The 12449-nt window shown below is 69.7% G+C and carries 11 protein-coding genes; 4 read left to right on the top strand and 7 right to left on the bottom strand.

Annotated features, from left to right (window positions below; genetic code table 11):
* The first annotated feature begins 65 nt into the window (after positions 1-65).
* Positions 66-668 carry a TetR/AcrR family transcriptional regulator gene (locus tag ASF45_RS09485; RefSeq protein WP_056660526.1) on the top strand — a complete coding sequence of 201 codons (603 nt, stop codon included), beginning with the start codon at positions 66-68 and terminating at the stop codon, positions 666-668.
* A gap of 72 nt (positions 669-740) precedes the next feature.
* Positions 741-1355, top strand: a complete 615-nt coding sequence (locus ASF45_RS09480; protein ID WP_056660523.1) for a hypothetical protein — start codon at positions 741-743, stop codon at positions 1353-1355.
* Between the two features lie 102 nt (positions 1356-1457).
* Here the strand turns inward: ASF45_RS09480 and ASF45_RS09475 are convergent, their stop codons facing one another.
* Positions 1458-3104, bottom strand: coding sequence for an aminotransferase class III-fold pyridoxal phosphate-dependent enzyme (locus ASF45_RS09475; RefSeq protein ID WP_056660742.1), 1647 nt, complete (start codon positions 3102-3104; stop codon positions 1458-1460).
* Positions 3105-3156: 52 nt separating this feature from the next.
* Here ASF45_RS09475 and asd point away from each other — a divergent pair, with 52 nt between their 5' ends.
* Both asd and ASF45_RS09465 read left to right on the top strand, forming a co-directional pair.
* On the top strand, positions 3157-4071 hold the full coding sequence (asd, locus tag ASF45_RS09470) for an archaetidylserine decarboxylase (RefSeq protein WP_056660520.1): 915 nt from the start codon (positions 3157-3159) through the stop codon (positions 4069-4071).
* 114 nt (positions 4072-4185) lie between these two features.
* Positions 4186-5820 (top strand): PAS domain-containing methyl-accepting chemotaxis protein, encoded by a 1635-nt coding sequence (locus ASF45_RS09465; RefSeq protein ID WP_063887621.1) that lies wholly within the window; start codon positions 4186-4188, stop codon positions 5818-5820.
* Here ASF45_RS09465 and ASF45_RS09460 read toward each other — a convergent pair.
* From ASF45_RS09460 to ftsH, 6 genes are all read right to left on the bottom strand, one after another.
* Positions 5817-6278: a GNAT family N-acetyltransferase gene (locus ASF45_RS09460; RefSeq protein WP_235580863.1), complete on the bottom strand. Its 462-nt coding sequence runs from the start codon at positions 6276-6278 to the stop codon at positions 5817-5819. The genes ASF45_RS09465 and ASF45_RS09460 overlap by 4 nt on opposite strands.
* Before the next feature lie 134 nt (positions 6279-6412).
* Positions 6413-7288: a UDP-2,3-diacylglucosamine diphosphatase gene (locus ASF45_RS09455; RefSeq protein ID WP_056660514.1), complete on the bottom strand. Its 876-nt coding sequence runs from the start codon at positions 7286-7288 to the stop codon at positions 6413-6415.
* Positions 7288-8091 carry a GNAT family N-acetyltransferase gene (locus ASF45_RS09450; RefSeq protein WP_056660511.1) on the bottom strand — a complete coding sequence of 268 codons (804 nt, stop codon included), beginning with the start codon at positions 8089-8091 and terminating at the stop codon, positions 7288-7290. The genes ASF45_RS09455 and ASF45_RS09450 overlap by 1 nt, the downstream gene beginning before the upstream one ends.
* A gap of 105 nt (positions 8092-8196) precedes the next feature.
* Complete coding sequence (gene glmM / locus ASF45_RS09445) at positions 8197-9552, bottom strand: phosphoglucosamine mutase (RefSeq protein WP_056660508.1); 1356 nt, start codon at positions 9550-9552, stop codon at positions 8197-8199.
* On the bottom strand, positions 9549-10448 hold the full coding sequence (folP, locus tag ASF45_RS09440) for a dihydropteroate synthase (protein WP_056660505.1): 900 nt from the start codon (positions 10446-10448) through the stop codon (positions 9549-9551). Before folP ends, glmM begins: the two co-directional genes overlap by 4 nt.
* Positions 10449-10509: 61 nt before the next feature.
* The gene (gene ftsH, locus ASF45_RS09435; RefSeq protein WP_056660502.1) at positions 10510-12429 is read right to left on the bottom strand and encodes an ATP-dependent zinc metalloprotease FtsH; all 1920 of its coding nucleotides are present in this window, start codon (positions 12427-12429) and stop codon (positions 10510-10512) included.
* Positions 12430-12449: the final 20 nt, after the last annotated feature.

The raw sequence follows: 12449 nt of genomic DNA, 5'->3' as shown, positions 1-12449 counted from the left end.
TAGCGTTTGCACCATTGTGCACCGGGACAACGCATAAAGCAAACGCTTTGCGTTAAGATCGTTGCATGCCTCCACGCCCCATTTCCCGGCCCGGCGGGCGCAGCGCGCGCGTGCAGGCCGCCGTGCACCAGGCCACGCGCGAACTCATCGAGCAGCACGGGCGCGATGCGTTGACGGTGCCGCTGATCGCGGCACGCGCCGGGGTCACGCCCTCCACCATCTACCGGCGCTGGGGCGACCTGGCGGAACTGCTGGCCGATGTCTCGGTCGAGCGCATGCGGCCCGAGGGCGAGCCGGCCGACACGGGCAGCTTCCGCGGCGACCTGGTGCTGTGGGCCGACCAGTTCCACGAGGAGATGTCGTCCGAGGTCGGCCAGGCCATGCTGCGCGACGTGGTCGCCGCGGCCGGCCGCGGCGAGGCGGCCGGCAGCTGCCAGTGCGCGCAGTTCACGGCCGGCGTGGTGTCGGTGCTGGTGCAGCGCGGCGCGGCGCGCGGCGACGCCGTGCCGACGGTGGAGGACGTGATGGACCGGTTGGTGGCGCCCATCATCTACCGCCTGCTGTTCGGCATGGTTCCGGCCAGCGCGGAGCAGGTCGCCGGCTGGGCCGAGGCCTGTGCAGGCGCGGCCACGACCACCATCCACGGCAAGCGTTCGCGCAGCCACTGAACTGCCGCCTCCCTGTCATCAGTGCTTCATGCGCGCTCGTCACGATCGCGCCACATGACAACGGGAGCCTTCATGCACGACTTTTTCCAGACGGTCCAGGTCCAGCGCGACGACGACCACCGCTTCTACCACCACAGCCGCATCAACCAGAGCCTGCACCTGCTGTCGGCCTGCACCTTCGTGTGCAGCTACGTGCTGCTGTTCATCGACCCGGCCGTGGCCGCGCTGCTGGCCTGGACGGTGGCCATGGTCAGCCGCCAGTCCGGCCACTTCTTCTTCGAGCCCAAGGGCTACGACCATGTGAACCAGGCCACGCACGCGCACAAGGAAGAGATCAAGGTCGGCTACAACCTGCGCCGCAAGGTGGTGCTGATGCTGTTGTGGGTGGCGCTGCCGCTGCTGCTGTGGCTGGAGCCCGACCTGTTCGGCCTGATCGAACCCGCGACCGGCCTGGAAGGCTGGGCGCGCCAGGTGGGCATGGCCTGGCTCGCACTGGGCGTGGCCGCGGTCCTGATGCGCACCGTGCACCTGTTTTTCCTGCAGGGCGTGGTGGCCGGCCTGGCCTGGGCCACCAAGATCCTGACCGACCCTTTCCACGACATCAAGCTGTACTGGAAGGCCCCGCTGGCCCTGATGCGCGGCGAGCTGATCGATCCGATGGACGACGTGCGCAGCGCAGCGCGCTGAGCCAGCATCTGCGGCGCGCGACTTCCGCACCGCATGCCTCGGCACATCCGGCGGCCGCCGCGCACCTGGTTCGACCAGGCCGCCGGCGGCCATTTCCTTGGCTCAAGCCCGCCCGAACATCTCGCGCAGGATGCGGCGCTGGATGGTCTTCTTGCTCAGGCCCGCGTCCTGCCACCACCAGCCATCGGCCTGCATGGCCTGGCAGCCCGCCACGAAGCGGCGCGCCACCTCGGCGAACTCGGCGTCGCCGTAGTTCAGGCTGAAGATCAGCCGGCCGGTGCCGACCCAGCTCAGCGCCAGGCCCTGCTCGCGCAGGTAGTAGGGCAGCATCCAGTGGTAGCGCGAGGCCTGCGTGAAGCCGACGGCCCAGACCGTGGACATGGCGCCCACGCGCACCGGCAGGCCGGCGCCTTCGAGCAGGCCGTTGAGCTGCGCGGCGCGGCCTTCCCAGGTCGCGTCCAGGTGCTCGTACATCTTCTGCACCGCGGGCGTGGCCAGCCGCTCCAGAAACACCTGCATCGCGCCCATCACATAGGGGTGGGCATTGAAGGTGCCGCGCGCAAAGCAGATGTCGGCCGGCTTGTCCTCGCGCCAGCGCTGCATCAGCCGGTGCGGGCCGCAGACCACGCCGACCGGCAGGCCGCCGCCCAGGGTCTTGCCGTAGGTGACCATGTCGGCCTGCACGCCGAAGTACTCCTGTGCGCCGCCGGGCGCCAGGCGGAAGCCCAGGAACACCTCGTCGAAGATCAGCACGATGCCGCGTGCCGTGCAGACGGCGCGCAGCCGCTGCAGCCAGGCGGTGTAGGCCGCGCGGTCGAAGGCCGGCGCGGCGCGGCCGGCGACCAGGGCCGAATCCGAGGGCGCGTTGGCGTTCGGGTGCAACGCCTGCAGCGGGTTGACGAGCACGCAAGCGATGTCGCGCCGGCTGCCGAGCACGCGCAGCGTGCGCTCGTCCATGTCGCGCAGCGTGTAGGTGCGCTCGGCCGAGATCGGGTTGCCGATGCCGGGCTGCACGTCGTCCCACCAGCCGTGGTAGGCACCGCAAAAGCGCACGATGTGCGTGCGTCTGGTGTGGTAGCGCGCCAGCCGCACGGCCTGCATCACCGCCTCGGTCCCCGACATGTGGAAGGACACCTCGTCCTTGCCCGAGATGGCGCGCAGCGCGCGCACGTTGTCCAGCACGGCCGGGTGGTAGCTGCCCAGCACCGGGCCCAGGTCCTGCACACGCGCGCTGCCCTCGGCGATGCAGGACTTGTAGAAGTCCTGCCCGAACAGGTTCACGCCGTAGGAGCCGGCCAGGTCGTAGAACACGTTGCCGTCCAGGTCCGTCACCTGCACGCCCTGGCTGGATTGCACGAAGGCCCCCATCTTGAGGCTCTCGCGCAGCACGCGGCTGTACTGGAAGGGCACGCGGTAGCGGCTGGTGAACTGCAGGTCGGCGATGCCCTCGCGCGCGGCCTCGGTCATGGCCAGTGTCTTCGGAAAGCGTTGGGCGAACAGGGCCGCGAGCCGCGCCAGGCCGGCCTCGCGCTGCGCCGCCACGGCGGCCGGTGCGCCGTCCGAAGCGAAGAAGCGCTCGGGCCCGAAATCGTAGAACGGCAGCCGGCGTGCGACGCGGCGCGCCATCTTGGAATGACCGGCCAGCGAACGGTGCTTGGCGCGCGACAGCGCCAGACGTTGCTGGGCTGCCGGCAGCAGCGCCAGCACGGCCGCGGCTCCGAAGCCGCCGAGAAAAGTGAGTTCGTTCATGGGGTCGTTGAATTGGCGATCCCCCATTGGTAACCCTTCATTTGTCAACACGATGACGCAGACCACCACCACACCACCGTCTTCTGCCCTGACCCGCCTGCGCGACCGCCTGCTGCTGCAGGAGGACCTGAACTTCCTGCTGACCAACCGCGTGCCGCGGCTGGCGCTCACGCGCTTCATGGGCTGGTTCAGCCAGATCGAGAACCCGGTCGTGCGTGCGGCCTCCATCGCCGCCTGGCGCGCCTGCACGGAGATCGACCTGTCGGACGCGCAGCAGCAGCGCTTCAAGAGCCTGCATGCGATGTTCACACGGGCCTTGAAGCCCGGCGCCAGGCCCGTGGCCATGGACCCGGACGTGCTGGCCAGTCCCTGCGACGGCATCGTCGGCGCATGCGGGCCGGTGGATGGCACGCGGCTGTTCCAGGCCAAGGGCTTTCCGTACGAGATCGGCGAGCTGTTCGGCGACGAAGAATCCGCCCGCCCCTGGCATGGCGGCCAATACGTGACGCTGCGGCTGACCTCGGCCATGTACCACCGCTTCCACGCGCCGCACGACTGCACGGTGGAGCGGCTGACCTACCTGTCGGGCGACACCTGGAACGTGAACCCGATCGCGCTCAAGCGCGTGGAGCGGCTGTTCTGCCGCAACGAGCGCGCCGTACTGCACACGCGGTTGGCCGGCGGCCACCCGGTCGCGCTGGTGCCGGTGGCAGCCATCCTGGTGGCCAGCATCCGACTGCACTTCATGGACACGCTGCTGCACCTGCGCTCGCTGGGCGCCAAGCCGGTGGACTGCGCCGAGCGCTTCGCCAAGGGCCAGGAGATGGGCTGGTTCGAACACGGCTCGACCATCATCGTCTTCGCGCCCGAGGGCTTCGCATTGGCCGAGGGCATCGCCGAGGGAGCGCGCATCCGCATGGGCCAGGCGTTGATGCGGTTGCCCCCGGGGCCGGCGGCACCGGTCTGACCATGCCCGCTTGTCGCCCTGCGCACGGCGTCCGTCGAATGGTTCTACAGCACACCACCACGTCATCGATGACGTTTGCATACTAGAAACTCTTGTGAACGACAGGAGCCATCGATGCGCAGCAATCTTCCGGTGACCCAAAAGGAGTACATCTTTCCGGACGACGCGACGCTGTTGTCCACAACCGATCTGCAGAGCTACGTCACCTACGCGAACGCTGCGTTCGTGCAGGCCAGCGGTTTCGACTATGGCGAGCTGATCGGCCAGCCGCACAACCTGGTCCGGCATCCGGACATGCCGGCCGAGGCCTTCGGCGACCTCTGGGCCACGCTCAAGACCGGCAGTTCCTGGTCGGCGCTGGTCAAGAACCGGCGCAAGGACGGCGACCACTACTGGGTGCGTGCCAATGTGACGCCCGTGGTGCGCAGTGGCCAGACGGTGGGCTACATGTCGGTGCGCACCAAGCCCTCGCGCGAGGAGGTGGCACAGGCCGAAACGCTGTATGCACGCTTTCGTTCAGGCAAGGCCAAGGGCTGGGGCTTCCACCAGGGCCTGGTGCTGCGCACCGGCCTGTTGCGCTGGCTGTCGCTGCCGCAGACCATGCCCGTGCGCTGGCGGCTGCGCGCGGCCTTGCTCCTCGTGCTGCTGGTGTCGGTGGGCGGCGCCGAGCTGTTGCCGCGCCTGGGGGCGGCCCCGGAAGCCGTGGCGGCGGCCGTGGCGCTGGTCTGCGCCGCCGCCGCGCTCTGGCTGGAGGCGCGCATCGCCCGGCCCTTGCAGCGCGTGCTGCAGCAGGCCCAGTGCGTGGCCTCGGGCAGCCCGGGCGAGAACGTCCACCTGGACCGCGTGGACGAGATCGGCATGGTGCTGCGCGCCATCAACCAGGCCGGGCTGAACCTGCGCTCGCTGGTGGACGACGTGGGCGAGCAGGTGGTCGGCGTGGAACACGCCAGCCAGGGCATCTCGCGCGACAACCAGGACCTGAGCGCGCGCACCGAGCAGGCGGCGTCCAGCCTGCAGCAGACCGCCGCGTCGATGGAGCAGATGACGGCCACCGTCAAGGCCAGTGCCAGTGCGGCGGCGCAGGCCGTGGGCCTGGCGGGCACCGCAAGCGCAGCCGCGCGCCAGGGCGGGGCCGTGATCGGGCAGGTGGTGCAGACCATGGACGCCATCACGGCGGCCAGCAGCAAGATCCGCGACATCATCGGCGTGATCGACGGCATCGCATTCCAGACCAACATCCTGGCGCTCAATGCCGCGGTGGAGGCCGCGCGCGCGGGCGAACAGGGGCGCGGCTTCGCGGTGGTGGCGGCGGAGGTGCGCGCGCTGGCGCAGCGCAGCGCGCAGGCGGCCAAGGAGGTCGGCAAGCTCATCCACAACAGCAGCGAACAGGTGGACAGCGGCAACCAGCAGGTGCGCGACGCCGGCGCAGCCATGCAGGACATCGTGCAACAGGTGGGCAAGGTGGCCGACCTGATCCAGGAGATCGGCGCCTCGGCGCGCGAACAGTCGCAGGGCATCGACCAGGTCAACGTGGCAGTGACGGAACTCGACCAGATGACCCAGCAGAACGCCGCCATGGTGAGCCACGCGCGCGAGGCCGCGAGCGGCCTGCGTGCCCAGGCGCGCCAGCTGCTCGATGCGATCGGGGTGTTCCAGGCGAACGTTCCTGGTGCGTCCTTGCAGCCGGCCGGTGCCGCGCCGCGGCGCGGCCAGGTGCCTGCCCTGCCGGCGGCCGTCCTGCAGGCCTAGTCGAGCGCGCGCACCATGTAGCGCGCACCAGCGCCGTAGGCCGCAAGCTTGGTCTGGCCGGCACCCAGCGCACGGGCACGGTAGCCCAGCCGCTCCCAGTAGCCGGCCGCATCGCCCACGGCGACCAGCGCACCGCGGACCAGGCCCTGCGCGCGCGCCTGCGCCAGCGCCGGTGCATACAGCGCAGCCGCCATGCCTTGGCCGTGGGCGCGCGAGGCCACGGCGCAGTCGTGCAGATACCAGCAGTTGGCGGCCGCCGGCAAGCGGCCGAGCGCGCTGTGCAGGGCTGGCGGTGCGGCCTCCAGCCAGGGGTGCGAGAGCAGGTAGCCGAGGACGGCACCGGCCGCATCGCAGGCCACCAGGCACAGGGCGGGCGCCAGCGCCATGCGGTCATGGAACACGGCGGGCTGCTCGGGCGCGAAGTCGGCGGCGGCGTAGGCCTCGGCCTGGATGGCCATCACACAAGGCAGATCGGCCGCCGACATGGGACGGACATGCCAGCGGGTACGGACGGGAGCGGAGCGGGACACAACGGACGGAAAAGGCGGGCGGGCCGCTGAAGGAAGGGGCGTTATTTTCGCCGCAGCCGGCCTCAGACCGTGGCCGGCTCCGCCGCGGCCGGGGTCCGCGCCTTGTGCTGGTGCGCGCCATGCCACTGCACGAGCTCGAGCCGGCCGTCGTGGTGCTCCACGAGCGCGGTCAGGCTCTCGACCCAGTCGCCGTCGTTGCAGTAGAGCGTGCCCTCGATCTCGCGCATCTCGGCGCGGTGGATGTGGCCGCAGACCACGCCCTGGTAGCCGCGCTTGCGCGCCTCGGCGGCCACGGCCTGCTCGAAGGCCGTGACGTAGTTGAGTGCCTTCTTGACCTTGTGCTTGAGGTAGGCCGACAGCGACCAGTACGGCAGGCCCATGCGCGCGCGCAGGCTGTTGAGGTGGCGGTTCAGACGCAGCGTGAGCTCGTAGGCGTTGTCGCCCAGGTAGGCCAGCCACTTGGCGCACTGGATCACGGCGTCGAAGTGGTCACCGTGCACGACCCACAGGCGCCGGCCGTCGGCCGTGGTGTGCACGGCCTCCTCGCGCACCTCGATGCCGCCGAAGTGGTGGCCGGCGAAGCCGCGCGCGAACTCGTCATGGTTGCCCGGCACGAAGACCACCTTGCAGCCCTTGCGCGCACGGCGCAACAGCTTTTGCACCACGTCGTTGTGGGCCTGCGGCCAGAACCAGCGCCGACGCAGCTGCCAGCCATCGACGATGTCGCCGACCAGGTACAGGGTCTGGCTCGGGTGGGCCTTGAGGAATTCGAGCAGCGGCGCGGCCTGGCAGCCGGGCGTGCCCAGGTGCAGGTCGGAGATGAAGACGGCGCGGTAGCGCGGCGGGCCGCTGTCCTCGGCGTCCACCAGGCTGGCGGCCTGGTCCGCGGGATCGTGCGTGCCCTGCCAGAAGCCGGTGGCGTCGAAGGCGGCACGCATCAGTGGTTCCCGCCGAAGTGACGACGGTAGCGCGCGGGCATGTCCGGCAGCCGCATCAGCAGCGGCAGGTCGGCGGTGTTGAAGTCGGGGTCCCAGGCCGGCGGCCCCAGCAGCTTGGCGCCCAGGCGCAGGTAGCCCTTGACCAGCGGCGGTGCCTCCACGTCCAGGCTGTCGTCCAGGCGCTCGACCGGCAGGGGCAGGCGCGGCAGCACATGCTCGGTGATGGGGGCCAGGTGATCCGCCCGCAGCCGGCGCCACAGGCTGGCGGCCACGGCCGGGTTGAACACGCCCTGCTGCTGCAGCGGCACGCTGGCGCTGCCGATCACGAGGTCCAGCCCGTTGCGCCGCATGAAGGCGATCAGGGCCGACCACAGGCTCATGATGACCCCGCCCTGGCGGTGGTCCAGGTGCACGCAGCTGCGGCCCAGTTCCATCATGCGCGGGCGCAGGTGGCGCAGCCGCGTCAGGTCGAACTCGGTGTCGGCGTAGAAGCTGCCGATGCGGCGAGCCTGGACCGGCGTCAGCACGCGGTAGGTGCCGACGACCTCGCCGCTGGCGGCCTCGCGCACCAGCAGGTGCTCGCAGTAGTCGTCGAACAGGTCGATGTCGTGGCCGGGCAGCGGCGTGGCCAGGCGCGCGCCCATTTCGCCTGCGAACACGGCATGGCGCAGTCGCTGGGCGGCGCGCACCTCGTCCTGGTGCTGCGCCCACTGCACCAGCAGGCCGCCGGCCGCGGGCAGTGCCTGTGGCGCGGGGCGGGGCCCCAGCGACAGCGGGTAGGCCGGGGACGGCAACTCTCTCATGGTCTGGCTCCTGCGACACGGGCGCTCCACCAGGGAGCGCACGGGAGCCAGTGTGCGAAGCGGCCATGACCGGCGCATGTCGCGCCGATGGCAACTGTATGACGCTCAGCGCAGCGTCGAAGCGATGCGCTCGGCGCAGCGGCGGGCCTGGGCCGCGTCGCGCGCTTCGACCATCACGCGCAGCACCGGCTCGGTGCCACTGGCGCGGATCAGCACGCGGCCATCGTCGCCGAGTTCACGCTCCACCTCGGCCTGGGCCTGGGACATGGTCTGGTTCGACTTCCAGTCCTGGCCGACGGCCAGCCGCACGTTGATCATGGTCTGCGGGAACAGCGTGAGCCCGCCCAGCGCCTGGGCCAGGCTCTGGCCGTTGCGCACGCAGATCTGCAGCACCTGCAGCGCGCTGATGAGGCCGTCGCCCGTGGTGTGCTTGTCCAGCGCCAGCAGGTGGCCGGAGCCCTCGCCGCCCAGCACCCAGCCGCGCTTTTCGAGCTCCTCCAGCACGTAGCGGTCGCCGACCTTGGCGCGCACCAGCTCCACGCCCTTGGCCCGCAGCGCGACCTCCACGGCCTTGTTGGTCATCAGGGTGCCGACCACCCCCTCGACCGCCTCGCCCGCGCGCTTGCTGCGCTGCGCGCCACCGCGCGACAGGCGCTCGTTGACCATGATGTACAGCAGTTCGTCGCCATTGAACATGCGACCGTCGCGGTCGACCATCTGCACGCGGTCGGCGTCGCCATCGAGCGCCACGCCGAAGTCGGCACGGTGCGTGCGCACGGCCTCGACCAGGGCCTCGGGATGGGTGGCGCCCACCTTCTCGTTGATGTTGAGGCCGTCGGGCGCGCAACCGATGCGGATGACCTCCGCACCGAGTTCATGGAACACCATGGGCGCGATCTGGTAGGCCGCGCCGTGGGCACCATCCACCACGATGCGCAGGCCCTTGAGCGTCAGCGCGGTCGGGAACGTGCTCTTGCAGAACTCGATGTAGCGGCCGGCCGCATCCTCCAGCCGCGTGGTCTTGCCCAGGTTGGCGGAGTCCACCCACTGCGGCGGCAGGGCCAAAGCCGCCTCGACCGCGATCTCCCAGTCGTCAGGCAGCTTGGTGCCCTGGGCGCTGAAGAACTTGATGCCGTTGTCGGCGAACGGGTTGTGGCTGGCGCTGATGACCACGCCCAGGCTGGCGCGCTGCGCCCGCGTGAGATAGGCCACGCCGGGTGTGGGCAGCGGGCCCAGCAGCACGACGTCGACGCCGGCCGAGTTGAAGCCCGATTCCAGGGCGCTCTCCAGCATGTAGCCGGAGATGCGCGTGTCCTTGCCGATCAGCACCGTCGGCCTGGCTTCGGTCTTGCGCAGCACGCGGCCCACGGCGTGGGCCAGACGCAGCACGAAGTCGGGTGTGATGGGGGCTTGGCCCACGGTGCCGCGGATGCCATCGGTGCCGAAGTAGCGACGGGTCATGGAGAAGTTCCTTCTTGTTGTCTGACGGGAAAGGGGTTGGGCGTGGCGGCGCGCCACACCTGCAGGGCGGCGACCGTGTCACCCACATCGTGCACGCGCACGATGCGCGCGCCGCGTTCCACCGCCAGCAGGGCTGCCGCCACGCTGGGTACCAGCCGTTCTCTGGCCGGGCGGTCGGCGCCACCGGCCACGGCCGCCAGCGAGGACTTGCGCGACCAACCTGCCAGCAGCGCATGGCCCAGGTCCAGCAGCTCGGCCTGGCGCGCCAGCAGCGCGAAGTTCTGCGCCACGGCCTTGCCAAAGCCGATGCCGGGGTCGAGCACGATGCGCTCGGCCGCCACGCCGCGCGCGCGCAGCTGCAGCGCGGCCTCGGCCAGAAAGGCGCGCACCTGGGCCGGCGCGTCGCCCACCATGGGCTGGCGCTGCATGGTGGCGGGCTCGCCGTGCATGTGCATGAGGCACACGCCGCAGGCCGGATGGGCCGCCACCACGGCCAGGGCCGCGCCAGGCGCCTCGCCAGCCACCGCGTCGTGCCAACGCAGCGCCCAGATGTCGTTGACGATGTCGGCACCCAGGTCCAGCGCGGCCTGCATCACGCGCGGCTTGTAGGTGTCGATCGAGATCGGCACACCCAGCCGTGTGGCCTCGCGCAGCACCGGCAGCAACCTGGCCAGTTCCTCGTCCGCCGGCAGCACGGCCGCCCCGGGGCGCGAGGACTCGGCGCCCAGGTCCAGGATGTCGGCGCCCTCGGTCAGCAACCGCTCGCAATGCCGCAGCGCGGTGACGGGGCCTGCGTGGCAGCCCCCATCGGAAAAGGAGTCCGGCGTCAGATTCACGATGCCCATGACGCGGGGGCGGTCCAGATCGAGGCGGTAGCGGGAGGTCTGCCAGAACATGCGTGGTCGGAAAAACAAAACGGGGCCGCGAGGCCCCGTATTGTTGTTCAGACTTGGTGCGTCAAGCTGCCGACGGCGCCGGCTCCGGATTCACCGCCGGTGCGCCACCGCTGCCGCCGCCGTTGCCGCCCGTGGGCGTGCGCGGCGTGAAGTCCTTGGGTGGACGCGGTTCGCGGCCGGCCATGATGTCGTCGATCTGCTCGGTGTCGATGGTTTCCCATTCGAGCAAGGCCTTGGCCATGGCGTGCATCTTGTCGCTGTTCTCTTCGATCAGGCGACGGGCCAGGTTGTACTGGTCGTCGATGATGCGGCGCACCTCGCCATCGACCTTCTGCATGGTCTGCTCGCTCATGTTGGTGGTCTTGGTGACCGAGCGGCCCAGGAACACCTCGCCTTCGTTCTCCGCGTAGACCATGGGGCCCAGCGCGTCGGTCATGCCGTAGCGCGTCACCATGTCGCGGGCGATCGAGGTCGCGCGTTCGAAGTCGTTGCTGGCGCCGGTGGTCATCTGGTTCATGAACACTTCTTCGGCGATGCGGCCACCGAACAGCATGCTGATCTGGCTCAGCATGTATTCCTTGTCGTAGCTGTAGCGGTCCTGCGAGGGCAGGCTCATGGTCACGCCCAGCGCGCGGCCGCGCGGGATTACGGTGACCTTGTGCACCGGGTCGCATTTGGGCAGCAGCTTGCCGATCAGGGCGTGGCCAGCTTCGTGGTAGGCGGTGTTGCGCCGCTCTTCCTCGGGCATGACCATGCTCTTGCGCTCGGGGCCCATGATGATCTTGTCCTTGGCCTTCTCGAAGTCCTGCATCTCGACCACGCGCGCATTGCGGCGTGCGGCCATCAGCGCGGCCTCGTTGCACAGGTTGGCCAGGTCCGCGCCGGACATGCCCGGCGTGCCGCGCGCGATGATGCTCGGGCTCACGTCCTGGCCGATCGGCACCTTGCGCATGTGCACGTTGAGGATCTGCTCGCGGCCGCGGATGTCGGGCAGCGTGACGTAGACCTGGCGGTCGAAACGGCCCGGGCGCAGCAGTGCGGCGTCCAGGATGTCCGGGCGGTTGGTCGCGGCGACCACGATCACGCCCAGGTTGGTCTCGAAGCCGTCCATCTCCACGAGCATCTGGTTCAGCGTCTGCTCGCGCTCGTCGTTGCCGCCGCCCAGGCCCGCGCCACGCTGGCGGCCCACCGCGTCGATTTCGTCGATGAAGATGATGCAGGGGGCGTTCTTCTTGGCGTTCTCGAACATGTCGCGCACGCGGGCCGCACCCACGCCGACGAACATTTCCACGAAATCGGAACCGGAGATCGAGAAGAACGGCACCTTGGCTTCGCCCGCGATGGACTTGGCCAGCAGCGTCTTGCCGGTGCCCGGAGGGCCGACCAGCAGCAGGCCGCGCGGGATGCGTCCGCCCAGCTTCTGGAACTTCTGCGGGTCCTTCAGGAAATCGACGACTTCCTTCACCTCCTCCTTGGCCTCGTCGCAACCGGCGACATCGGCGAAGGTGACGGTGTTGTTGTTCTCGTCCAGCATGCGCGCCTTGCTCTTGCCGAAGCTGAAGGCGCCGCCCTTGCCGCCACCCTGCATCTGGCGCATGAAATAGACCCAGACGCCGATCAGCAGCAGCATTGGGCCCCAGCTGACCAGCAGGGTCATGAGCAGCGAGCCTTCTTCGCGCGGCTTGACGTCGAACTTGACGTTGTTGGCGATCAGGTCGCCGACCAAGCCGCGGTCCAGGTAGGTGGCGGTGGTGCGGATCCGGCGGTCATCCGTGGTGATGGCCACGATCTCGGTACCGCCCTGGCCTTCCTGGATGGTGGCGGTCTTGACGCGCTTGTTGCGGACCTCCTCCAGGAAATCCGAGTAACCCACGAAGCCTGCGCCTGCCGTGGCACGGGTGTCGAACTGCTTGAACACCGTGAACAGCACCATGGCGATCACGAGCCAGACAGCAACTTTGGAAAACCAGGGATTCTTCAAGCGGGGACTCCGGTAAGCCG

The sequence above is a fragment of the Pseudorhodoferax sp. Leaf265 genome (assembly GCF_001422365.1).
GTDB lineage: Bacteria > Pseudomonadota > Gammaproteobacteria > Burkholderiales > Burkholderiaceae_C > Pseudorhodoferax.
Note: the sequence above shows the minus strand (reverse complement) of the source record. Positions and strands in the feature narration are given on the sequence as shown.

Excerpts from the sequence above, each read along its gene's own strand:
- ASF45_RS09485 (WP_056660526.1), top strand. The coding sequence starts at position 66 with ATGCCTCCACGCCCCATTTCCCGGCCCGGCGGGCGCAGCGCGCGCGTG.
- ASF45_RS09480 (WP_056660523.1), top strand. The coding sequence starts at position 741 with ATGCACGACTTTTTCCAGACGGTCCAGGTCCAGCGCGACGACGACCAC.
- ASF45_RS09475 (WP_056660742.1), bottom strand. The coding sequence starts at position 3,104 with ATGAACGAACTCACTTTTCTCGGCGGCTTCGGAGCCGCGGCCGTGCTG.
- asd (WP_056660520.1), top strand. The coding sequence starts at position 3,157 with ATGACGCAGACCACCACCACACCACCGTCTTCTGCCCTGACCCGCCTG.
- ASF45_RS09465 (WP_063887621.1), top strand. The coding sequence starts at position 4,186 with ATGCGCAGCAATCTTCCGGTGACCCAAAAGGAGTACATCTTTCCGGAC.
- ASF45_RS09460 (WP_235580863.1), bottom strand. The coding sequence starts at position 6,278 with ATGGCCATCCAGGCCGAGGCCTACGCCGCCGCCGACTTCGCGCCCGAG.
- ASF45_RS09455 (WP_056660514.1), bottom strand. The coding sequence starts at position 7,288 with ATGCGTGCCGCCTTCGACGCCACCGGCTTCTGGCAGGGCACGCACGAT.
- ASF45_RS09450 (WP_056660511.1), bottom strand. The coding sequence starts at position 8,091 with ATGAGAGAGTTGCCGTCCCCGGCCTACCCGCTGTCGCTGGGGCCCCGC.
- glmM (WP_056660508.1), bottom strand. The coding sequence starts at position 9,552 with ATGACCCGTCGCTACTTCGGCACCGATGGCATCCGCGGCACCGTGGGC.
- folP (WP_056660505.1), bottom strand. The coding sequence starts at position 10,448 with ATGTTCTGGCAGACCTCCCGCTACCGCCTCGATCTGGACCGCCCCCGC.